19 protein-coding genes and 1 riboswitch are annotated in these 21,314 nt (G+C 62.4%); of the genes, 8 read left to right on the top strand and 11 right to left on the bottom strand.

What is annotated here, in order from left to right; all coding sequences use genetic code 11:
* The first annotated feature begins 183 nt into the window (after positions 1–183).
* A complete protein-coding gene (locus BN1118_RS05420; protein WP_043554866.1) occupies positions 184–1,242 on the top strand; it encodes an OmpA family protein in 1,059 nt (352 codons plus the stop codon).
* Between the two features lie 122 nt (positions 1,243–1,364).
* Here BN1118_RS05420 and BN1118_RS05415 read toward each other — a convergent pair whose 3' ends face one another.
* On the bottom strand, positions 1,365–3,059 hold the full coding sequence (locus BN1118_RS05415) for an NAD-dependent malic enzyme (RefSeq protein ID WP_043554864.1): 1,695 nt from the start codon (positions 3,057–3,059) through the stop codon (positions 1,365–1,367).
* A gap of 68 nt (positions 3,060–3,127) precedes the next feature.
* Positions 3,128–3,985 (bottom strand): helix-turn-helix transcriptional regulator, encoded by an 858-nt coding sequence (locus BN1118_RS05410; protein ID WP_043554862.1) that lies wholly within the window; start codon positions 3,983–3,985, stop codon positions 3,128–3,130.
* Between the two features lie 120 nt (positions 3,986–4,105).
* Here BN1118_RS05410 and BN1118_RS05405 point away from each other — a divergent pair, with 120 nt between their 5' ends.
* Complete coding sequence (locus tag BN1118_RS05405; RefSeq protein ID WP_043554861.1) at positions 4,106–5,485, top strand: MATE family efflux transporter; 1,380 nt, start codon at positions 4,106–4,108, stop codon at positions 5,483–5,485.
* Between the two features lie 149 nt (positions 5,486–5,634).
* Positions 5,635–5,883, top strand: coding sequence for a DUF2498 family protein (locus tag BN1118_RS05400; protein WP_043554859.1), 249 nt, complete (start codon positions 5,635–5,637; stop codon positions 5,881–5,883).
* A gap of 34 nt (positions 5,884–5,917) precedes the next feature.
* On the opposite strand, the gene BN1118_RS05395 is transcribed toward BN1118_RS05400, so the two are convergent.
* Positions 5,918–7,057, bottom strand: coding sequence for a GGDEF domain-containing protein (locus BN1118_RS05395; RefSeq protein WP_043554856.1), 1,140 nt, complete (start codon positions 7,055–7,057; stop codon positions 5,918–5,920).
* 246 nt (positions 7,058–7,303) lie between these two features.
* Between BN1118_RS05395 and BN1118_RS05390 the strand changes: the two genes are divergently transcribed.
* Both BN1118_RS05390 and BN1118_RS05385 read left to right on the top strand, forming a co-directional pair.
* A complete protein-coding gene (locus BN1118_RS05390; RefSeq protein WP_043554853.1) occupies positions 7,304–8,701 on the top strand; it encodes a nucleobase:cation symporter-2 family protein in 1,398 nt (465 codons plus the stop codon).
* A 100-nt stretch (positions 8,702–8,801) separates the two neighbouring features.
* Complete coding sequence (locus BN1118_RS05385) at positions 8,802–9,518, top strand: lipoyl protein ligase domain-containing protein (RefSeq protein ID WP_043554849.1); 717 nt, start codon at positions 8,802–8,804, stop codon at positions 9,516–9,518.
* A gap of 77 nt (positions 9,519–9,595) precedes the next feature.
* On the opposite strand, the gene BN1118_RS05380 is transcribed toward BN1118_RS05385, so the two are convergent.
* Entirely contained in the window at positions 9,596–10,972 is a 1,377-nt protein-coding gene (locus BN1118_RS05380; RefSeq protein WP_043554847.1) for an alanine/glycine:cation symporter family protein, read from the bottom strand.
* 250 nt (positions 10,973–11,222) lie between these two features.
* Positions 11,223–11,338, bottom strand: a riboswitch (glycine riboswitch).
* A 508-nt stretch (positions 11,339–11,846) separates the two neighbouring features.
* Between BN1118_RS05380 and BN1118_RS05375 the strand changes: the two genes are divergently transcribed.
* Entirely contained in the window at positions 11,847–12,998 is a 1,152-nt protein-coding gene (locus BN1118_RS05375) for a type III PLP-dependent enzyme (RefSeq protein WP_043554845.1), read from the top strand.
* Between the two features lie 70 nt (positions 12,999–13,068).
* On the opposite strand, the gene BN1118_RS05370 is transcribed toward BN1118_RS05375, so the two are convergent.
* Positions 13,069–14,037, bottom strand: coding sequence for a calcium/sodium antiporter (locus tag BN1118_RS05370; protein WP_043134593.1), 969 nt, complete (start codon positions 14,035–14,037; stop codon positions 13,069–13,071).
* A 125-nt stretch (positions 14,038–14,162) separates the two neighbouring features.
* On the bottom strand, positions 14,163–14,636 hold the full coding sequence (locus tag BN1118_RS05365; RefSeq protein ID WP_043554844.1) for a peroxiredoxin: 474 nt from the start codon (positions 14,634–14,636) through the stop codon (positions 14,163–14,165).
* A gap of 125 nt (positions 14,637–14,761) precedes the next feature.
* Between BN1118_RS05365 and BN1118_RS05360 the strand changes: the two genes are divergently transcribed.
* Positions 14,762–15,688 (top strand): phenylacetate--CoA ligase family protein, encoded by a 927-nt coding sequence (locus tag BN1118_RS05360; RefSeq protein ID WP_043554843.1) that lies wholly within the window; start codon positions 14,762–14,764, stop codon positions 15,686–15,688.
* A gap of 66 nt (positions 15,689–15,754) precedes the next feature.
* Here the strand turns inward: BN1118_RS05360 and yfcD are convergent, their stop codons facing one another.
* Complete coding sequence (gene yfcD / locus BN1118_RS05355) at positions 15,755–16,237, bottom strand: NUDIX hydrolase YfcD (protein ID WP_043554841.1); 483 nt, start codon at positions 16,235–16,237, stop codon at positions 15,755–15,757.
* A gap of 207 nt (positions 16,238–16,444) precedes the next feature.
* Between yfcD and BN1118_RS05350 the strand changes: the two genes are divergently transcribed.
* Positions 16,445–16,660 (top strand): DUF1107 domain-containing protein, encoded by a 216-nt coding sequence (locus tag BN1118_RS05350; RefSeq protein WP_042867285.1) that lies wholly within the window; start codon positions 16,445–16,447, stop codon positions 16,658–16,660.
* 108 nt (positions 16,661–16,768) lie between these two features.
* Here the strand turns inward: BN1118_RS05350 and BN1118_RS05345 are convergent, their stop codons facing one another.
* The 4 genes from BN1118_RS05345 to BN1118_RS05330 form a co-directional block, all read right to left on the bottom strand.
* Positions 16,769–17,512: an amino acid ABC transporter ATP-binding protein gene (locus tag BN1118_RS05345; protein WP_043134587.1), complete on the bottom strand. Its 744-nt coding sequence runs from the start codon at positions 17,510–17,512 to the stop codon at positions 16,769–16,771.
* 120 nt (positions 17,513–17,632) lie between these two features.
* Positions 17,633–18,727, bottom strand: coding sequence for an amino acid ABC transporter permease (locus BN1118_RS05340; RefSeq protein ID WP_043134586.1), 1,095 nt, complete (start codon positions 18,725–18,727; stop codon positions 17,633–17,635).
* A 9-nt stretch (positions 18,728–18,736) separates the two neighbouring features.
* Positions 18,737–19,924 (bottom strand): amino acid ABC transporter permease, encoded by a 1,188-nt coding sequence (locus BN1118_RS05335; RefSeq protein ID WP_052449158.1) that lies wholly within the window; start codon positions 19,922–19,924, stop codon positions 18,737–18,739.
* 68 nt (positions 19,925–19,992) lie between these two features.
* Entirely contained in the window at positions 19,993–21,012 is a 1,020-nt protein-coding gene (locus tag BN1118_RS05330) for an amino acid ABC transporter substrate-binding protein (protein ID WP_043134584.1), read from the bottom strand.
* Positions 21,013–21,314: the final 302 nt, after the last annotated feature.

The following is a 21,314-nucleotide window of genomic DNA, read 5'->3' as shown; positions in this document are numbered from 1 at the left end:
GACATAGCCTTTTTTATTGCCTCGGGATCACCGCTCATCCTCCCCGTTTTGTGACCTCGTCCCGCTCGTTGCAATTCCAAGTACCACCTAAGTGGTTAAAAACCCTGTATCGCCTATAAATAGTGGTGGTTGTACACAACAGGGCTGGAGCCCTACGACACCAAACATCGACGAGGATACGCGATGAACATAAGAGTAAAACCTGTTTGGATTGCATTGGCACTGGCAGCCACGGGCGCACAGGCGGCGCCGGACAACGACTGGTATGCCGGGGTCGGTGGCGGCTGGGCCATCGCCCACGATCTGGGTGATTTTGGCAAGGATGCGAGCAAGGACGCCACCGCACTCTCCCTGTTCGGCGGCTACAACTTCACCGAGAATCTGGGCGCCGAGCTCGGCTACCTGTCGACCGGCGACTGGGACGTGCAGGGCAATGACTTCAGCAGCCAGGGTGCCACACTGTCGGTGATAGGCCGTTTGCCGCTTGGCGACATCTTCTCGGTATTTGCCGAGGGGGGCGGTTATATCTACCACGTCAAGTCCGTCAACGGCGGCGACAACAACCTGGCACCGCTGGCCGGCCTTGGCCTGACCGCCAAGCTGCACGACTGGGTCGACATCCAGGCGCGCTACCGCTACATGGTCCGGGTCGGTGACGATCCCGACAACGACAAGCTCAACAGCGGCACCCAGCGCTGGGTCAGCGATATCAGCACTGCCACCCTGGAGCTGGTGATCCACCCCAACCGCAGCAAACCGGTCGAACCTGTCGCTGCCCCTGCTGTCGTCCCACCGCCCCCGCCCGCACCCGAGCCTGTGGATCAGACCTTCAACCTGAGCTCGGACGTGCTGTTTGCGTTTGGCAAGGCGGATCTGAAACCCGAGGGGATGCAGGCACTGGAGTCGCTCTATCAGCGGATAGTCGACGTGCAGCCCAAGGATGGCAGCGCCGTGGTGATGGGCTACACGGACCGTATCGGTTCGGATGCCAACAACCAGGCGCTGTCGGAGGCCCGCGCAAGCACGGTCGCCAACTTCCTGATTGGCAAGGGCCTGCCCGCCGACAAGGTCAGCATCCAGGGCAATGGCGAGAGCAACCCTGTCACCGGCAGCCAGTGTGATGCCATCAAGGCCAGGGCCGCGCTCATCGACTGCCTCGGGCCGGATCGCCGGGTAGAGGTCAGGGTCACCGGCACCCAGGGCGCCCCCGAGGCCCCTGCCGCTGAGCCGGCCGTGCAATAAGCCGCGCCACACAACGAAGATAGCAGCCAGACGTGTGAGAAGCACCGGAAGGGGAAACCTGTGCAAGGTGCACAAAAAAGGGATGCCGAGGCATCCCTTTTGCTTTTCCCCTGCGCGGAGGATCAGAAGGAGGTGCGGCGATAGCGGCGGTATTCAGGGCGCCAGAAGTTCGCTTCTATGGCCTGCTCTATCACCTCGTCCGGGGTCTGCACCGCCTTGCCCTGCAGCATGGCGGTCTTGGCCACCATCTTGGCGATGTAGCGGGAGACCTGATGGATATCCGCCAGATCCGGCAGCAGCGAGCCCTCGGCCCCCTTCACCAGCGGCGAACACTCCGCCAGCGCGCGGCTGGCCGACATCAGCATGGCATCGGTCACCCGGGTGGCGCCGGCGGCGATGACGCCAAGGCCTATCCCCGGGAAGATGAAGGAGTTGTTGCACTGGGCGATGACGTAACGCTTGCCCTTGTACTCCACCGGTGCAAACGGGCTGCCGGTGGCCACCAGCGCCTGACCGTCGGTCCAGCGGATGAGATCGGCGGGGGTCGCCTCGACCCGCGAGGTGGGGTTGGAGAGCGGGAATATGATGGGGCGGGCACAGTGCTTGTGCATGGTCTTGACCACCTCCTCGGTGAACAGGCCCGGCTGGCCGGAGACCCCGATCAGGATATCCGGGCGACCGTGCTCCATCACCTCGAGCAGGGAGATGTTATCCCCCACCGGCCAGTCTTTGATCCGCTCCACCGGCTGGGAGAGGCGGCGCTGGAAGTCGAGCTGGTTGGGGATCTTGTCGGTGATGAGACCGAATCTGTCCACCATGAAGACCCGGCCACGGGCCTGGGCATCGGTCAGCCCTTCGGCCTTCATCTGCGCCACTATCTGCTCGGCGATGCCACAGCCCGCGCTGCCCGCCCCGAGGAAGGCGACCCGCTTCTCGGAGAGCTTGGCGCCGGAGGCCTTGCAGGCGGCGATCAGGCTGCCCAAGGTGACAGCGGCTGTGCCCTGAATGTCGTCATTGAAGCAGCAGAGCTCGTTCTTGTAGCGGTTGAGCAGCGGCATGGCGTTGTTCTGGGCGAAATCCTCGAACTGCAGCAGTATCTCCGGCCAGCGGCGCTTGACCGCCTGAATGAAGGCGTCGACGAACTCGGCATACTCTTCGCCCGAGATGCGCGGATTGCGCCAGCCCATGTAGAAGGGGTCATTCAGCAGCTGCTGGTTGTTGGTGCCCACGTCCAGCACCACCGGCAGGCAGTAGGCCGGGGAGATGCCGCCACAGGCGGTGTAGAGTGACAGCTTGCCGATGGGAATGCCCATGCCGCCGATGCCCTGATCGCCAAGACCCAGAATGCGCTCGCCGTCGGTGACCACAATCACCTTGACGTTCTGCTTGGTGGCGTTTTGCAGCATGTCATCGATCCTGTCCTTGTCCGGATAGGAGATGAAGAGGCCGCGGGCGCGGCGGTAGATGTTGGAAAACTCCTCGCACGCCTTGCCCACGGTCGGGGTGTAGATGACCGGCAGCATCTCGGTCAGGTGGTTGTGCAGCAGACGGTAGAAGAGCGTCTCGTTGGTATCCTGGATGTTGCGCAGATAGATGTGCTTGTCCATGTCGTTGCCAAACGCCATGAACTGGCGGTAGGCCCGCTCGGCCTGCTCTTCGATGGTTTCGATATTCTGGGGCAGCAGACCCTCGAGGTTGAAGTTGCTGCGCTCTTCGCTGGTGAAGGCGCTGCCCTTGTTGAGTAGCGGGGTCTCCAGCAGGGCGGGACCGGCGTAGGGAATGTAGAGGGGGCGTTTCTGGTTATTATCTTCAAACATGGATCGGGTACCTAAACGATGGCCTGGACAAAGGGACCCGCCGATCCTATGGGCTTGCGCCATTAATTTCAAAGAGTTTGCACATCCGTTGCAAAAGGTTTGCGACCCTGGCGACGAAAGGCCCCGGGGGTCTGACCAGTGAGGCGGCGAAAGCGGTTGGCAAAGTTGGCGCCATCGCTGTAGCCGACCCGGCTGGCCAGCTCGCCGAGCGGCCAGTTGGTGTAGAGCAGCAGCTGGCGCGCCTTGTTCATCCGAAGCCCGGTGAGCCAGGCCATGGGCCCCATGCCGAACACCTGCTGGCAGAGCCGATGCAGATGGGGCACGGAGCAGGCCATCTGCCGGGCCAGCAGCGCCACGCTCCAGGGCTCGTCGAGACGCGCCTCCACCCGCCGAAACAGCGCCTGCAACCTGAGCTCAGGGGTGCCGCGCACCTCCCCTTGCAGGGTTCGCTCAAGCAGCGCCAGCAACAGGCTGAGCAGCTGGGGTTGCAGGGGCGAACGCACTCCCTCTCCCTGCATCAGGCTGAGCAGGTGATAGAGCTGATCCCCCTCCTCCCCCTGCCAGATGCGGTGGCCGAGCCGGTGCAGGTGGTGCCAGCGCGGCACGTCATCGAGCAGGATCCAGCTGGTCTGCCAGCGCTCGCCAATGAGCCGCAGGCCACCTGGCACGGCGGCGGGCAGGAAGATGAGCGACCCGGCCGGAATCGGCTGCTCCCCCTCGTCGGTCAGCAGGGCGCCCCCCTCGTCGTGACTCACCATCAGGATGTGAAACTCGGGCCGGTTGCGACGAATGAGATAGTGATCCCGGATGTTCGAAAGGCCGGTCAGAAAGATGCCCGCCTCGCCGAGCAGGGGCAGCCCTTCACGGCCCAGCATCCGCTCCTCGCAGGCCGGGGCTATTTCCAGACACTCGCTGACAAATGGCATAACGCCTCAACATGATAGTTTTGAACAAGAAACCCGAGAGGGGCTCACAGTGGAACCACTCGCCACTACCCCTATCATACCCATGACAAACCTTGCTTTTCACATACCCGGTTAACATAAATGAATCATTGGCAAGCGATTTTAAAACAAACCACCGATCGTGAGTTCATGACGCGGCTGTGGCGGCTGGCCCTGCCGGTCTCGCTGCAATCCATGATGTTCTCCCTGCTCGGCCTCATCGACATCATGATGGTGAGCCAGCTTGGCACCACGGCTGTGGCGGCGGTCGGCTTGGGTAACCGGGTCTTCTTCTTCAATCTGCTGGTGATAGCGGGACTCTCGGGCGGGGTCTCGGTGTTGGCGGCGCAATATTACGGGCGCGGCGAGCTGGCCGGGGTGCGCCGCGCCCTGGCGCTGGCGCTGGTGGGGGCCCTGCTGGTGAGCCTGCCGTTTGCCCTCATCTATCTGCTCGCGCCGGGCAGCGTGCTCGGCTTTGCCAGCCAGGAACCCGAATTGCGCGCCCTCGCCGACCAGTTTCTGATGATCACAGGCGCCACCATCCTCTGCACCGCCATAGTCGTGCCGCTGGAGGCGGCGCTGCGTTCGGTGGGCAACGCCGCCGCGCCCACCCGGATCGGCATCATGGCCATCATAGCCAACGTCATCCTCAACTACGCCCTCATCTTCGGCAATTTCGGCTTCGAGGCCATGGGGGTCGCGGGCTCTGCCTGGGGCACCACGATTTCACGGCTGCTGCAGACGGCGCTGCTGCTTGCCTATGTGTGGCGGCAGGAGCCCCGCCTCATCCCGCGCAGACAGGACTGGTGGGACGCCTTTCGGCGCAAGGAGGTGGTGCGCTTCACCCTGATCGCCCTGCCGCTCTTGTTCCACGACGGGCTCTGGGCCTTCGGCATGCTGCTCTACGGCTTTCTCTACGCCCATCTGGGCACGGATTCGCTGGCCATCATGACCACGCTGGGGACGCTCGAGAGTATCCTCATCTCCCTCTTCTTCGGGCTGGCGGTGGCCTGCTCCACCCTGCTCGGCCACCGGCTCGGGGCCGAGGAGTACGACATAGCCTGGCAGCACTCCCAGCTGTTCCTGCTGCTGGCGCCCATAGGCGCCCTGCTGGTGGGGATTGCGGTCTGGCTGATGCAGACCCAGCTGCTGCTGTGGGTCGGCAACCTGCCGGGTGAGCTGATGGGGGAAGCGGGTCAGGTGCTCGCCATCATGTGTCTGGGCATGCTGCTCAAGGTGTTCAACATGGTGGGGATTATCGGGGTGCTGCGCTCCGGCGGCGACGTGAACTACAGCATAGTCATCGACATCATCGCCATGTGGTGCATAGGCCTGCCGCTCGCCTGGGTGGCGGTCAGCCTGCTCGGCTGGCCTCTCTCCTGGGTGGTGTCCGTGGTGCTGCTGGAGGAGCTGTGCAAGGTGCTGCTGGTGCAGCGCAGGATCCGCCAGCGCCACTGGCTCAGAAATCTGGTGATAGGATAAGGGGACGCAGGAAGCGGCAAAATGCGGGGTCATATCAATGACAGAAAATCCCCGTTTGCAGTATGCTGCCCCCCTCTTCAATCAGAGACAGGGCGCCGCCATGTGCAAGTGTCCAATGCCCTGTCCCCTAGTCGTTTCAGGAGACGAGCATGCAATCACAGAAAGAGCTGATCACCGAGACTGCCCTGCTGGAGATGGCCAACGGCATCATCACGAGCCACGAAGACTTCATCCACGGCATGCGTGCCGACTCGGTGGAGCAGAAGGGGGATATTCTGGTGTTCAAGGGGGAGTTCTTCCTGGCCGAAGATGGCACCCCGACCGGCAAGACAATGGCGGTGTTCAACATGTTCAAGCTGCTGGCCCAGCAGCTCTCCGGCAAGTACCAGCTGAGCTGATCCTTCCCTTGCCCGTGACCAACAGATGCCGCCCTCAGGCGGCATCTGTCTGTATGGCGGCAGGCTGTGCCGGCTTGCCGGCCAGCTCCCCCACCACGCAGTTGCGCCCCGCCATCTTGGCCATGTAGAGGCACTCGTCCGCCCGATTGAGCAGATCCTCGACCCCCTCGCCGCGCTGGGCCAGGGTCAGGCCGATACTCACAGTCACCTCCAGCAGCTCATCCGAGGTGGGGCTCTTCACCAGCCGCGCCTCCACCGCCACCCGCAGCCGCTCCGCCACCCGCTTGGCCTGGATCAGATCGCCGCAGTTGGGCAGCAGGATGGCAAACTCCTCGCCACCATAACGTCCCAGCACCATGCCGGGTTCCAGTTGCTCCGCCAGGGTCGCCGCCACCTCCTTGAGTACCGCATCCCCCGCCAGATGGCCGAAGGTGTCGTTGATGCGCTTGAAGCGATCCAGATCCAGCAACAAGACCGCAAAGGGCGCCTGCTTGCGGATCATGTTCATCCTCGCCTTCTCCAGCCGCTTCATCAGCAGGCGGCGGTTCATCATGCCGGTCAGCTCGTCCGTGGTGGACTCCCGGTAGAGCTGCAGCAGCATGTTGAGCTGACCGCACTGCACCCAGCTGCTGGCCAGGGCAAACAACGCCAGCAGCCAGATCTGGTTGAGGGTCTGCACGCTCCAGAGCGGTTGTCCCACCAGAATCCAGTTGCCCGCCAGCATGGTGACCAGAATGCCCCCCGCCAGCTGCAGGCCGAGGGAGAGCGGAATGGGGAAGATGGCAAACAGACTGACGAGCAGATAGGGGAAGGCCATGTAGCCCGCCTGCAGCTCCTGATCCGCGCCGAAACTGTGCAGGCAGATGAGGGAGAACAGCATCATCACCGCCATCAGATAGCCCAGCGCCAGCTTCATGCGCTCGCGCCTGAAATGGATGAGGTAGGAGAAGGGGATGAGCGGAGAGAGGGCCAGCAGGCAGAAGATCCTGGCCTGAAGCAGTTCATCGAACTGGGCGGAGGGCAGAGTCAGCCAGTCCACCAGGGCCCAGGCGGGCAGTCCCGCCATCAGCAGGCAGGTGAGCAGGCGCAGACGCACCGTCATGAAGCCCATGCGGGTCAGGGTAAAATCTTCGGAGTGGGCACGGGCACTCCAGAACTCCGACAACTTCAGCATCCAGAGCCTCCAAATCTCGACAGAGGGCTCATTCTACGCCGCACGGGCTCAAAATCCTATGCAACCGGCGCCATTTCAGGGCGAGCGCCGTCACACAAACCGGCGGATCATAATCGCCACGCGCAAACGTTTCAACCCATGGAAAAATAAACCGGTTTCAGTCCGAATTAGCGCTGGTCAGCCCGCTCTCAATCACTAAAATAGCGCCCAATTTTCTCCCCCCTCCCCCACACATTCGAGGTATTTATGGAACAGGCTGCCGCCGTCCGCGCAACCCCAGAGGCCCATCCTCCCAGGCGAGCCCACAGCGAACTGGTCTACGGCATAGACGATGTCCCGCCCCTGCCCCAGACCCTGTTCGCCGCCCTGCAGCATATGCTCGCCATGTTTGTCGCCATCATTACCCCGCCCCTCATCATAGCCAATGCCCTCGGCCTCCCTGCCGCCGACACCCGTTATATCGTCTCCATGTCGCTGGTCATGTCCGGCATCGCCTCCTTCATCCAGACCCGTCGCTTCGGCCCCATCGGCTCCGGCTTGCTGTCGGTGCAGGGCACCAGCTTCAACTTCCTCGGTCCCATCATCGCCTCCGGCCTCGCCCTCAAGCAGGCCGCCATGCCCACCGAGGATCTGCTGGGCACCCTGTTCGGCACCATGCTGGTGGCCGCCCTCGCCATGGTGGTGATGAGCCGCTTCCTCCATCTGGTCAAACGGGTGATCACCCCGCTGGTGACCGGCATAGTGGTGCTGCTGATCGGCCTGACCCTGATCAAGGTGGGGCTCATCAGCATGGGGGGTGGCTATGCCGCCCTCTCGGATGGCAGCTTCGCCAGCCACAGCAACCTCTTCCTCTCCCTGCTGGTGCTCGGCCTTATCGTGCTGCTGCAACGCAGCCGCAATCCCTGGCTGCGCCTCTCCGCCATCATGATCGCCATGCTGGCGGGCTATGCCGTGGCACTGCTGCTGGGCAAGGTCACGGCCCCCACCTTCGACGGTCCCCTGGTGATGGTGCCCATTCCCCTGCACTACGGGCTCGGCTTTGACTGGCAGCTGTTCGTGCCGCTCGCCATCATCTTCGTGGTGACGGCGCTGGAAGCCATCGGCGACATGACGGCCACCTCAGACATCTCGGGCGAGCCGCTGGAAGGCCCCGTCTACATGGCGCGAATCAAGGGCGGCGTGCTGGCCGACGGCGCCAACTCCATGCTGGCGGCGCTCTTCTCCACCTTCCCCATGTCCACCTTCGCCCAGAACAACGGCGTCATCCAGCTGACCGGGGTGGCCAGCCGCCACGTCGGCCTCTTCATCGCCGCCATGCTGGCCCTGCTCGGCCTGTTTCCAGCGGTGGCCAGCCTGGTGCAGCAAATACCCGAGCCCGTGCTGGGCGGCGCCACCATCGTCATGTTCGGCACAATCGCCGCCGCCGGGGTGCGCATCATCTCCCGCGAGGAGCTCGACCGCCGTGCCCTCATGATACTGGCGGTGTCCCTGGCCATGGGGCTGGGGGTCGCCCAGGTGCCAGAGGTGCTGCAACACCTGCCGGACCTGGCCCGAAGCGTGCTCTCCTACGGCGTCGCCACCGGCGGCCTCACCGCCATCGTCATGAACCTGCTGCTGCCCAAGCGCGCCGCCGCACAGATCTGATCACCTCGTCAACGAACAGGTAGAGCCCCGCCGTGCGGGGCTTTACCTCCTCCCCCGTCGCGGGTAGTGTGCTGGGCAGCCTTTTCCCAAGGATGCCGTCATGCCCTATACCCTGCTCTCTCCCCTCCCCGACACCAATTCCCCCGCACAGATACTGGCGCAAGAGCAGCACTGGCTGCGGGACTGTGCCCGTGACGGCCAGCCCAGCGCCCACCTCTGGCAGGCGCCCCAATGCCTTATCGTTACCCGCAAGGACGTGCGCCTGCCCCGCTATCAGGCGGCCTGCGAGCAGCTTGCCGCCGAGGGCTGGCCGGTTCATGTGCGCGACAGCGGCGGCACAGCCGTGCCCCACGGCGCCGGCATACTCAACCTCTCCCTGCTGCTGCCCCGCACCACCACGGATCTTGGCCACTACTACCATCTGCTGGGCGCCCCCCTGCTGACCCTGCTGGCGGAGTTCGGCCTTGAGGGAAACTATGACTTCGTGCCCGGCTCCTTCTGCGACGGCCAGTACAATCTGGTGATCGGGGGGCGCAAGATCACTGGCACAGCCCAGCGCTGGCTGGCACCGGGCCAGGATCACCACGGCGCCGTGCTGGCTCAGGCCATGCTGCTAGTGGCAGGGGATGTGAACGAGGGCACCCGGATGGCGAGCCGTTTCTACGAGCTGGCGGGCGGGGAGTTGCGTTTTGCACCCGGCACCTCCACCACGCTGGCACAGCAGATCCATTGGCGGGGGAGTGAGGAGGCTCTGGTGGATAGCGTGCGAGGGCGGCTGGCACGACTGTTGACTGAGAGTCATATGCCCTCCCTCTGAGCAAGGATGAGAGCCTGACGCACCATAAAAAAAGCCACGACAGTAGTCGTGGCTTTGCTTTTTCAACGCGGATAAGGTCAGGCCGTCTGCGGCTCGGGCTCGGACTCCGTATCCCGATCCCGGCTGAAGTAGGCACGAGTCTCGGCGATCACCACGTGACGCAGGCCGATGAGGCCGATGAGGTTCGGCACCGCCATCAGGCCGTTGACTATGTCGGCCAAGAGCCAAATCATGTCCAGATGGAGGAAGGCACCGCTCGCCACCAGCACCAGATAGATGAGGCGGTAGGGCTTGATCGCCTTGACCCCGAACAGGTACTCGGTGCAGCGCTCGCCGTAGTAGTTCCAGCCAAGGATGGTGGTGAAGGCGAAGAACAGCAGCCCTATGCTCACCAGATACTGGCCTATGTGGGCATCCAGCCCCTGGGCAAAGGCCTGGCTGGTCATGGCGGCGCCGCTCAAGTCCCCGCTCCACACCCCTGTCACCACCAGGGTCAGGCCCGTCATGGTGCAGATGATAATGGTGTCGATGAAGGTGCCCGTCATGGAGACCAGCCCCTGCTCCACGCAGGAATCCGTCTTGGCCGCCGCCGCCGCTATGGGGGCAGAGCCCAGCCCTGACTCGTTGGAGAAGACCCCGCGCGCCACCCCGGACTGGATCGCCAGCATGATGCCGGCCCCGACGAAGCCGCCGGTCGCCGCATGGCCGGTAAAGGCGCTGCCTATCACCAGACCAATCGCCTCGGGCAGGGCGCCGGCGTTGTTCACCAGCACACCGCCACAGGCGAGTATGTAGAAGATGGCCATGAAGGGCACCACCTTGCTCGACACGCTGGAGATGGACTGGATGCCCCCCAGGGTCACCAGGGCCACTATCAGGGTCAGCACCACGGCGGTCACCTCGCGGGGCACAGAGAAGGAGAGGCTCATGGCGTCTGAGATGGCGTTGACCTGGGGGAAGGTACCAATACCGAAGAAGGCCACCCCAATGCCGAACAGGGCGAACAGCTTGGCCAGCGGCTTGGAGCCGAGCCCCTTCTCCAGATAGTACATGGGGCCACCCGCCATCTGGCCGTTGGCATCCTGCTCGCGGTATTTGACCGCCAGCAGGCACTCGGCGTACTTGGTGGCCATGCCGAACAGGGCCGCCATCCACATCCAGAACAGAGCGCCCGGGCCGCCGAGCTTGATGGCGGTGGCGACCCCGACTATGTTGCCGGTGCCTATGGTGGCGGAGAGCGCGGTGCAGAGCGCGCCGAAGCTGGAGACATCCCCCTGCTTGCCCTGGCCCTGATCGCGGCCAAACACCAGCCGCAGAGCGAGCGGCAAGCGCACGACCTGAAGCAGACCCAGACGCAGGGTGAGATAGAAACCTGTCCCGACCAGCAGGGCAAGCAGGGGCGGACCCCAGATAAAGCTATCGATGGCGGTTAACGCCGATTGAATTGATGACATGCATCCTCCTTAAAAAACAAAAATTAAGGAGGAGAAGGATGATCTTCCCATAGGTGTCGCGATCGGCCAGAGGCGATCGGATGCAGGCCAAGAATTTGTTCACGCTCTTGCTGCGAGGCCGTGATCAAGGCTCATGTGCTGCCAGGAATCCTCACGTATATCCATACGCTCAGGTTCTTGCGCTGCTCTTTACCTTGCTGACGACCTCTCGTGACAGATCGTGAACAGTTCCAAGCTCAGGTACAACCATCCCATCCCCTCTGTCCTTTTGCCTGAGAGTTTCCGGCGCCAGCCTGCCCTTGCGGGTCGTCATGGTGCCTTGCTCCTTCGGCGCCCGATTTAACGGGTCTCTCCAGAGTATCGTCCAGTAGCAGTCCACACCGGTTGCCCGGTACCTGAAAGATTCACTTCTTCGGTGGATGGTCCCCCATCGCTCTCCTGCTACCTTCATCCGAACTAGTTTGGATTAGGAAGCGGGCATGTTAATCCAAAAAATGTGAGCTGTCTCCCACTCGGCCGGCCCGCTGCGCCACTTTTTTCCCGCCTCGGCCCCCACGGGGAGATATGTTATTTGTTCGTTAACTATCAATAGCTTAACGACACCATGTTGGGCGACCCTCGATAAGGCTGCGCCACCAGGTCGCATATCAAGATGATCTTTCGTCTCGACCAGAAAAACTTGCCAACATATCCAATCAAAATGCTTGCACAGAAACGCAATAGGCCGATAATCCCGCGCATAACTAAGCACTTTGCGATGGAGTTATGCATTGTGTCTGGTTGGTCCCTCCGGACCACTCGCCTGAGCCGGCCGCTGCCGTCTCAACAAACCAAGGCTAGGGCAAATCTGCCCCCTAAGGACTTTCAAAAGAGAATGAACGAGACCCTGATCGCACAAGACTACCGTCAGCTGGTTGAACAATTCGGCTCCCCCCTGCTGCTGCTCGACAAGGCAGCCGTCCGCAAACAGTATCGGGCCCTGGCGGCCGCCCTGCCCGATGTGCGATTGCACTATGCACTCAAACCCCTGCCCCACGAGGCAGTGGTCTCTGTCTTGAAGGAAGAGGGGGCCTGTTTCGATCTGGCCACCAATGGCGAAGTGGATCTGGTGCGCAGCCAGGGGGTTCGCCCGGGACGCTGTATTCATACCCATCCCATCAAGCGCGACAGCGACATTCGCTATGCGCTCGAGTTCGGCTGCACAGTGTTTGTCTATGACAACCCGCTGGAGCTGGAGAAGTTCATTCCCTACAAGGACGAAGTCAAGCTGCTGCTGCGAGTCAGCTTCCCGAACCCGGAGACCAAGGTCGACCTCTCCAAAAAGTTCGGCTGCACCCCGGAGCAGGCGCTGCCGCTGTTGCAACTGGCCCACGCCAAGGGCATCAAGGTGATGGGGCTGTCGTTCCACGTCGGCTCCCAGGTGCCCCACGCCCGTCGCCATGTGCAGGCCATCGATGCCTGCCGCGAGATCATGGAGCAGGCCTGGGATCTGGGGCTCAAGCCCTGGGTGATGGACATCGGCGGCGGCTTCCCGGTGGATTATGAGGGTGGCGAGTTCGACATAGACGGCTTCTGCGCCCCGATCCGCGAGGCGCTGGCCAAGCTGCCGGCCACGGTGCAAAAGATTGCCGAGCCGGGCCGCTTCATCAGCGCACCGGCCATGACCTCGGTCTCCAGCGTGATGGGCAAGGCCCACCGCGGCGACAAGATCTGGTACTACCTGGATGACGGTCTCTACGGCAGCTACAACGGCCAGCTCTATGACCACGTCACCTACCCGGTGAGCACGCCGCTGGCCCGTGGCGAGTTGCACAACTCTGTGCTCTCGGGCCCCACCTGCGACAGCGTGGACGTGATCCGCGAGGGCATAATGCTGCCGGATCTCGCCATCGGCGAGCTGGTGGTAGGCCGTGTGATGGGAGCCTACACCTGGGCCTCGGCCTCGACTTTCAACTTCTTCCCCAAGGCGAGCATCCTCATTCTGGACAGCAGCCAACAAGGGCAGAAGCTGGTGGCGGTCGCCTGACGCGCCAGGGCGACGCAGATAACAAAGAGGGGAAGCGCAAGCTTCCCCTCTTTCATTTCCCCCGTATCGGTCAGATAAACTGACTGGCCAGCAGCCAGCCTGTGTAGGCCACGAAGCAGGCGAGCAGCAGGCCCCCTTCCAGCCGGTTGATCCGCCCCTGCCCCTTGCGGCCCAGACACATCACCAGCAGCAACAGGGTCAGTCCCATCATGATGCTCCAGTCACGGCTGAGCACCTCGGGCGCCACATCGAGCGGGTGTATGCCCGCGGCTATCCCCACCACCGCCAGGGTATTGAACAGGTTGGAGCCGAGCACGTTGCCAAGGGCCAGATCGTGCTCATTCTTGCGAATGGCGATGAGGGACGAGGCGAGCTCAGGCAGCGAGGTGCCGACAGCCACTATGGTGAGGCCAATCACCAGATCGCTGATGCCGAGCGCCTGGGCTATGGTCACTGCGCCCCACACCAGCAGGCGGGAGGCGCCGATCAGCAGTACCAGGCCGACGATGAGCCAGAGGATGGCACGCTTGAGGGACATGCCTTCGCTGCTGATGTCATCCTCGGTATCCGCATCCAGCGCATCCCCCTTGCCCCGCATGCCGGCCCAGATGGACCAGCCCATCAATCCCAGAAAGGTGGCCCCCAGGATCAGGGCATCCGTGCCATCGAGCCGACCATCGAGCAGCAGGGCGCCGGAGAGCAGGGTAATGCCGAGCAGGATCGGGATCTCCTTGCGCACCACCTGGGAGGCCACGGCGATAGGGCTGATCAGGGCGGTCAGACCCAGGATCAAGGCGATATTGGTGATGTTGGAGCCATAGGCGTTGCCGAGCGCGAGCCCGGGGTTGCCCTGGGAAGCCGCCAGCGCGGAGACCACCATCTCGGGGGCCGAGGTGCCAAAGCCTATGATGACCATGCCGATCAGCAGCGGCGGCATGCCGGCATAACGGGCGGTCGCGGCGGCGCCGTCCACAAATTTATCCGCACTCCAGACCAGCAGCGCCAGTCCGGCAATCAGGGCAACAACAGCCAGGGTCATAACGTCTCCATCCCATCGCCTGCAAACAACAGAGCCAGGCACTGTGCCTGGCTCTGTCCAGAAGTGGGCCCAGTGTAGCGGGCCGGCTTCCCATTTCAAGGGAAAATCAAACGACGATTGATATTTTACAGCGCCGCCAGCAGGCTCCCGGCATCCGAGACCTCGAACTTGCCCGGCGCCTCCACGAACAGCTGCTCGACCACGCCATCGTTGGCGATGAGGGCAAAGCGCTGGGCGCGGATGCCGCCGAAGGCCCCCGTCTCCTTGGCAAGGCCAAGCGCCCGGGTCCAGCTGCCGTCGCCATCGGCCAGCATAGTGATGGCGTCGGCATTCTGGGCCGCCTGCCAGGCCTTCATCACGAAGGCATCGTTGACCGACAGACAATAGAGGGCATCGACGCCCTTGGCCTTGAACTCGTCCGCCAGCACCACATAACCGGGCAGGTGGGCGTTGGAACAGGTGGGGGTGAAGGCGCCCGGCACGGCAAACAGCACCACCTTCTTGCCCGCAAACAGGGCCTGGCTATCCTGCACCTGCTTGCCTTCCTGGGTGATGAAGGTGAATTCGCCCAAAGGCAGGGATTGGCCTATCGCTATCATGATCTCTCGTCCGTGGTGGAGGTAGGGATCCACAGTCTAACCCAGCCCATGCCTGCGAAACACACCCCCATCAGCGCCGCCATTTGAACTAACCTTGAGCAGGATCAGCCGACCAAGGAGGCCTCATGCAGAACTATTACGATGGACTGGAAATTCGCCCCTCCGCCTTGCGAGAGCAGCAACAACTGGATCAACTCAATCACCTGCTCACCCATGTCAGCCAGTATTGCGCCGGTTACTCCAGCGCCTATCGCCAGCGTCGCCTGCAGGATCTGGGCGAGCTGACCACACTGCCCCTGCTCGACGCCGCCGAGCTGTTTGCCGCCCAGCAGGCCCATCCCCCCTTCGCCGGTCTCACCGGCCGCCCCGCCAGCCAGGCGCTGCGGGTCTTCGCCTGCCCTGGCCAGCTGGCCATTCCCGAATATGCCGGGGCCGACTGGTGGGGGGCGACACGGGCCCTGTTTGCCGCCGGTTTCAAGGCCGGGGAGGTATTGCTCAACGGCCACGACTACCACATCAGTCCCACCGCCTTCATCTTCGACAACGGTGCCCGCCAGCTGGGGGCACCCGTGGTACCTTGCGGCCCCCACGATACCCGGCGCCAGCTGGAGGCGCTGCAACGCTACCAGCCGACCGGCTTTGTCGGGCCGCTGGCGGCGCTGCTGGATCTGCTGGAGGCGGCGGAGCTGGCCGGGATCCCGAGCGACAGCCTGCACTGTGCCCTGCTGTGTGAAGCCTCTCACCCCGACACGGCGCCGCTGCAGGCCGTTCACGGCATACGGGCGCTCAACTGCCTGCTGTTGCAGGATGTGGGGGTGATCGCCTACGAGAGCCAGCCCGGTCACGGCTTTATCGTCAACGAGAGCTGCATCATAGAGATCATCGATCTCGCCAGCGCCGAGCCCGTCATCGGCGACACAGTCGGCCAGCTGGTGGTGACCCGGCTCGATCTGGAGTATCCCCTGCTGCGCCTAGTCACCGAATGGCAGGGTCATTGGCTGGCGGGGGCCAGTCCGTGCGGGCGCACCAACCGGCGCCTCAAGCTGGTGTGACAATGCAAAACGGGCAGCCATCAGGCTGCCCGTCTTGTCTCTGGCAAGGAAACTATCTGAAAAGTGTCAGCGTCTCGCCTGCCAGGTGGCGATGGCGAGCAGGGAGTCTGGGGTGAATTCGGCGGCGCGGGCGGCAATCTCGGCCTGGCTCATCCAGTGCACCTCGCTCACCTCTTCGGCCTGCAAGCTCAGTGGCCCCTGATAATGACAGCTGTAGAGGCCACCCCAGACCCGGTAGCCCTCCCCCTCGGCATAAAAGGACCCTAAGTCCTGCAGGGGGACGCCCTGAATGCCCAGCTCCTCGGCCAGCTCGCGGCGGGCAGCGGGTTCCATCTGCTCGCCCGTGGTCACCACGCCGCCGGCGCAGGCATCCAGCATGCCGGGGCAGAAATCCTTGCTGAGGGTGCGACGCTGCACCAGAATGCGCTCCGCCTCGTCGAGCACCAGGATATAGCTTGCCCGGTGACAGAGGTTCTCCCGCCGCACCCTGGCCCGCTCGGCAACGCCGATCACCCGGTTATCCGCATCAACCACATCCACCCATTCCACGTGCAGGCCCTTTCGCTCATCTCGTTCAACTGCCCGCAGTATATCGGGGCAAGGGCTTGTCATGGCAGCACTTTTTCAACGCGCGCCAGCAGATTTCCCCATGCGGCGACGCCGAATCAAGGATTCATACAAACCTCCACCAACTGTCACATCAGTGTCATCCGACGACGGCATAGTGTGCCCTGTCCAAGCAACAGGTGTTTTGTGATGAAGGTGTTCAAGAACTTGTCTCCCCGCCAGATTGCCCGCCACATCAAGAGCTTCCATCACGGCAGCTTCATGGTGGAGGCGCTGGGGCGGTTCGAATTCAGCGGTGGAGAGATCAATCTGGAGAGCCTGACCTGCCGTCAGACCCTGAGTCTGGCCCGGCAGATCAATCTGGAGGTTCGCGGCCTGCGTCACGTCAGCCTGCTGTTGGGGTAACTTCCATAGTCCTTTCTGTTTGTAGTCTGCTTCCATACACGTCTTTGCCCGCCGCTCACCGAGCGTGCGGGCCATTTTTTATCGGACATTATCGCGCCGGGTCTGCACTCAATGCTGCAGGATCTGGGAGAGGAACAGCTTGGTGCGCTCCGACTGGGGATGGTCGAAGAACTGATCCGGCACGTTCTCCTCGATGATCTGGCCGCGGTCCATGAAGATCACCCGATCCGCCACCTGCTTGGCAAACCCCATCTCGTGGGTGACGCAGAGCATTGTCATCCCCTCATGGGCCAGCTCCACCATCACATCCAGCACCTCGCGCACCATTTCGGGATCCAGCGCCGAGGTCGGCTCGTCGAACAGCATGACCTGGGGGTTCATGCAGAGGCTGCGGGCAATAGCCACCCGCTGCTGCTGGCCGCCGGAGAGCTGCCCCGGGTACTTGAGCGCCTGCTCCGGGATCCTGACCCGGCGCAGGAAGGTCATGGCGATCTCCTCGGCTTCCCTGCGTGGCAGCTGCTTGACCCAGATGGGCGCCAGGCAACAGTTTTCCAGCACAGTCAGGTGGGGGAAGAGGTTGAAGTGCTGGAACACCATGCCCACCTCTTTGCGCACCATCTCTATGTTCTTGAGATCCGAGGTGAGCGCCGTGCCCTTGACCAGGATGTCACCGCTCTGGTGCTCCTCCAGCCGGTTGATGCAGCGGATCATGGTGGACTTGCCCGAACCGGAAGGGCCGCAGATGACTATCTTCTCCCCCTTGCCCACCTGCAGGTTGATGTTACGCAGCACGTGAAAGTCGCCGTACCATTTGTTGACGTCCTTGAGGGCAACCACAGGATCCATTGTCATTTTGAAGTCACTCCCGCTATGGGTGGTTGTTCCATCTGCAGCATAGGCAAGGCGTCATGCTGCGGGTGATTGGCGTCCTTGAGTGCCGCCAGGGTATCCGTTGTCATCTTGAAACCACTCCTAATGCTTGTGACCCGTGTTGAGCTTGTGCTCCAGATAGATGGAGTAACGGGACATGCCGAAACAGAACATCCAGAAGATCATGGCAATAAACACATAAGCCTCGGTGGAAAAGCCCAGCCAGGCCGGATCCGCCAGCGCCACCTTGGAGATGGCGAGCAGATCGAACAGGCCTATGATCAGCACCAGACTGGTGTCCTTGAACAAGGAGATAAAGGTATTCACCAGGGAGGGAATGGTGATCTTGAGGGCCTGCGGCATGATGATGAGGCCCATCACCTTCCAGTAGGAGAGTCCCAGCGCCTCACCCGCCTCGTACTGCCCCTTGGGGATCGCCTGCAGCCCCCCTCGCACCACCTCGGCCACATAGGCAGCCTGGAATAATATGATGCCGATGAGCGCCCTCAGCAGCTTGTCCAGCTCCACCTCGCTGGTCATGAACAGCGGCAGCATGACGGACGCCATGAAGAGCACGGTAATGAGCGGCACTGCGCGCCAGAACTCGATATAGACGGTGGAGAGACTGGCGATGACCGGCATGTGGGAGCGACGCCCCAGCGCCAGCAGGATCCCGAATGGCAGGGCGACCGCTATGCCCACCACCGCCAGCACCAGGGTCAGCATCAAGCCGCCCCAGCGGTTGGTTTCCACCACCTCGAGACCGGCCCCGCCGTGGATCAGCAGAAAGGCGATGACGGGAAACACCAGCAGGGTAAAGAGCGCCAGCCAGCCCTTGCGCGGAGTGCGTGGCCAGATCAGCAAGGCCAGCAGTACCGCCAGCCCGACGAAGGCCAGGTTGATGCGCCAATACTGATCCCCAGGGTAGAAACCGTAGAGATACTGCCCCAGCCGGCTCTCGATGAAGATCCAGCAGGCACCGCCCTGCACGCAGTCGGCGCGGCTGCTCCCCTGCCAGCTGGCCGAGAACAGCGCCCAGTCCAACGCCGACCAGAGAGCCGGCAGCAACAGATAGGCCAGCACCAGGGTCAGCAGGCCGTTCCACCAGTTGGGAAACAGGTTCTGCCTGAGCCAGGCGAGGACGCCCCGGCGGCGGTTGGGCGGTGGCAGCGCTTCTTGCAACTCGTTCACGAACATGGCGACTCCCTAGCGCTCGACCAGCGTCATTCTGCGGTTGTAGATGTTCATCAGGACTGACGTCGAGATGCTGATGATGAGATAGACGCCCATGGTCATGGCGATCACCTCGATGGCCTGCCCTGTCTGGTTGAGGGTGGTGCCCATGAACACAGAGACCAGATCCGGATAGCCGATGGCGGTGGCCAGCGAGGAGTTCTTGGTGAGGTTCAGGTACTGACTGGTCAGCGGCGGAATGATGACCCGCATCGCCTGTGGAATGACCACCAGCCGCAGAGTCTTGCTGGCTGACAACCCCAGCGCGGACGCGGCCTCCGTCTGGCCCTTGCTGATGGCCAGGATGCCGGAGCGCACTATCTCGGCGATGAAGGCCGCCGTGTAGATGGTCAGCGCCAGCAGCAGGGCCGCCAGTTCGGGCAGCACTGTCAATCCGCCCCGGAAGTTGAACCCCTGCAGAACCGGTATGCTCCAGGAGAGCGGACTCCCCGCCAGCAGGAAGCTGATGCAGGGAAGCAAGATCACCAGCCCTGCCGAGCAACGCCAGACCGGGAATATCTTGCCGATCAACTCCTGGCGACGACGCGACCAGCGCCGCAGACCCCAGCTCAGCAACAATGCCAGCAGCAGGGCCCACAACACATAGCCGAAGCCGTCCTCGAACAGGGGCTTGGGGAGATAAAGACCGCGCACATTGAGGAAGGCAAGCTCACCCAGCTCCACACTCTGGCGCGGCGATGGCAGGGTGCGCAGCACAGAGAAGTACCAGAAGAAGATCTGCAGCAGCAGCGGAATATTGCGAAAGGTTTCGATATAGACGGTGGCAATCTTGGCCACCAGCCAGTTGCTCGACAGGCGAGCGATCCCGAGCACGAAGCCGAGCAGGGTGGCAAACAGAATGCCGAGCATCGACACCAGCAGGGTATTGAGCAGGCCGACCACGAAGGTGCGGCCGAAGGTATAGGTTTCGTCGTAGGGGATCAGGCTCTGCAGTATGCCGAACCCGGCCGTGTTGCCCAGAAAATCGAAGCCTGTGGTGATGCCACGGGTCGCCAGATTGGTCAGGGCATTGTTGATGATGTAGAACAGGAACGCCATAACGGCCGCTATGGTCAGGCACTGGAAGATCAGCGCCCGCACCTTGGCGTCATACCACCAGCGGCCCTGTTCCTTCCTGTGGTTTGATGCGTGCAGCGCCATGAGGATGACTCCGACAAAGCCAGGGCAAGGGGAAAATGGGGGGCCAGGCCCCCCGGGCGATCATCGACTCAGCGAATAGGGGGGGCGTACATCAGGCCACCCTTGTTCCAGAGTGCGTTGATGCCGCGATCTATCTTGAGGGGCGAACCGCTCCCCACGTTGCGATCGAACGACTCGCCATAGTTGCCGACCTGCTTGACTATGTTGTAGGCCCACTTGTCATCCAGCCCCAGCACACTGCCCTTGGGCTCTTCCAGCCCCAGCAGACGGCGTATGTCCGGATTGGTGGATTTGAGCATCTCGTCCACATTGGCGCTGGTCACGCCAGCTTCCTCGGCATTTAGCATGGCGTAGAGACTCCAGCGCACCACCTTGAACCACTGATCATCCCCCTGCCGCACCGCCGGGCCCAGCGGCTCCTTGGAGATGACTTCAGGCAGCACCACGGCCTCATCCGGTTTGGTCAGCTTGATCTTGAGGGAGTAGAGCTGGGACTGATCCGAGGTCAGCACGTCGCAACGACCCGCCTCGAACCCCTTGACGGTCTGATCCGAGGTATCGAACACCACAGGGGTATATTTCATGCCGCCGTTGGCACGGAAATAGTCCGCCAGGTTGAGCTCTGTCGTGGTACCGGACTGGATGCAGACCGCAGCACCATCCAGCTCCTTGGCGCTCTTGACCCCGAGGGACTTGTTGACCAGGAAGCCCTGGCCGTCGTAGTAGTTCACCCCGGCGAAGGTCAGGCCAAGCGAACCGTCCCGGGTCAGGGTCCAGGTGGTGTTGCGCGACAGCAGATCCACTTCCCCCGATTGCAAGGCGGTGAAGCGCTCCTTGGCGGTGAGAGAGACATATTTGACCTTGCCGGCATCCCCCAGCACGGCGGCGGCCACGGCGCGGCAGACGTCCACGTCCAGACCCGTCCAGGTGCCCTTGGCATCCGGGTTGGAGAAACCGGGCAGCCCATCGCCGACCCCGCACTGCACGAACCCCTTCTTCTTGACCGCATCCAGGGTGCCGTCTGCCCAGGCATTCGCTGCCGCCAGCGACAGCACTATCACCATACCCGCCTTGTGTATCTGCTTCATGTCACTCTTCCCTGTGGTTTGATTCAAATTGGCACCCAAACCCTGCAAGATGCCACAGCTTTTCCTGCTTTTTCGCAGCTTATCCAGCCAGCCAAAAACCTGTCAATCGGTGCAACCAAGCCCGTTTCTGGTGCAGCAGCACAAAATGTTTGAATGGGTCGATATACACCTTATGAATAAAAAATAGACCCTTATCGACAAAATAGCATACTGAAATGACCCGCCCATACCGGGTGGATTATTTTTTAGGCAAAATGGGCCTGCACAAGCATGGGGCAGCGTATTGGTTGTTAACTATTTCA

The organism is Aeromonas bestiarum (genome assembly GCF_000819745.1).
Classification (GTDB): Bacteria; Pseudomonadota; Gammaproteobacteria; order Enterobacterales; family Aeromonadaceae; genus Aeromonas; species Aeromonas bestiarum.
This window is presented reverse-complemented; position numbering and strand designations above follow the sequence as displayed.

Coding starts and splice junctions, on each gene's coding strand:
- BN1118_RS05410 (WP_043554862.1), bottom strand. CDS start 3,985: ATGCCATTTGTCAGCGAGTGTCTGGAAATAGCCCCGGCCTGCGAGGAG.
- BN1118_RS05380 (WP_043554847.1), bottom strand. CDS start 10,972: ATGTCATCAATTCAATCGGCGTTAACCGCCATCGATAGCTTTATCTGG.
- BN1118_RS05330 (WP_043134584.1), bottom strand. CDS start 21,012: ATGAAGCAGATACACAAGGCGGGTATGGTGATAGTGCTGTCGCTGGCG.
- BN1118_RS05340 (WP_043134586.1), bottom strand. CDS start 18,727: ATGTTCGTGAACGAGTTGCAAGAAGCGCTGCCACCGCCCAACCGCCGC.
- BN1118_RS05395 (WP_043554856.1), bottom strand. CDS start 7,057: ATGCTGAAGTTGTCGGAGTTCTGGAGTGCCCGTGCCCACTCCGAAGAT.
- BN1118_RS05415 (WP_043554864.1), bottom strand. CDS start 3,059: ATGTTTGAAGATAATAACCAGAAACGCCCCCTCTACATTCCCTACGCC.
- BN1118_RS05400 (WP_043554859.1), top strand. CDS start 5,635: ATGCAATCACAGAAAGAGCTGATCACCGAGACTGCCCTGCTGGAGATG.
- BN1118_RS05360 (WP_043554843.1), top strand. CDS start 14,762: ATGCAGAACTATTACGATGGACTGGAAATTCGCCCCTCCGCCTTGCGA.
- BN1118_RS05385 (WP_043554849.1), top strand. CDS start 8,802: ATGCCCTATACCCTGCTCTCTCCCCTCCCCGACACCAATTCCCCCGCA.
- BN1118_RS05375 (WP_043554845.1), top strand. CDS start 11,847: ATGAACGAGACCCTGATCGCACAAGACTACCGTCAGCTGGTTGAACAA.
- BN1118_RS05390 (WP_043554853.1), top strand. CDS start 7,304: ATGGAACAGGCTGCCGCCGTCCGCGCAACCCCAGAGGCCCATCCTCCC.
- BN1118_RS05345 (WP_043134587.1), bottom strand. CDS start 17,512: ATGACAATGGATCCTGTGGTTGCCCTCAAGGACGTCAACAAATGGTAC.
- BN1118_RS05405 (WP_043554861.1), top strand. CDS start 4,106: ATGAATCATTGGCAAGCGATTTTAAAACAAACCACCGATCGTGAGTTC.
- BN1118_RS05370 (WP_043134593.1), bottom strand. CDS start 14,037: ATGACCCTGGCTGTTGTTGCCCTGATTGCCGGACTGGCGCTGCTGGTC.
- BN1118_RS05350 (WP_042867285.1), top strand. CDS start 16,445: ATGAAGGTGTTCAAGAACTTGTCTCCCCGCCAGATTGCCCGCCACATC.
- BN1118_RS05420 (WP_043554866.1), top strand. CDS start 184: ATGAACATAAGAGTAAAACCTGTTTGGATTGCATTGGCACTGGCAGCC.
- BN1118_RS05335 (WP_052449158.1), bottom strand. CDS start 19,924: ATGGCGCTGCACGCATCAAACCACAGGAAGGAACAGGGCCGCTGGTGG.
- BN1118_RS05365 (WP_043554844.1), bottom strand. CDS start 14,636: ATGATAGCGATAGGCCAATCCCTGCCTTTGGGCGAATTCACCTTCATC.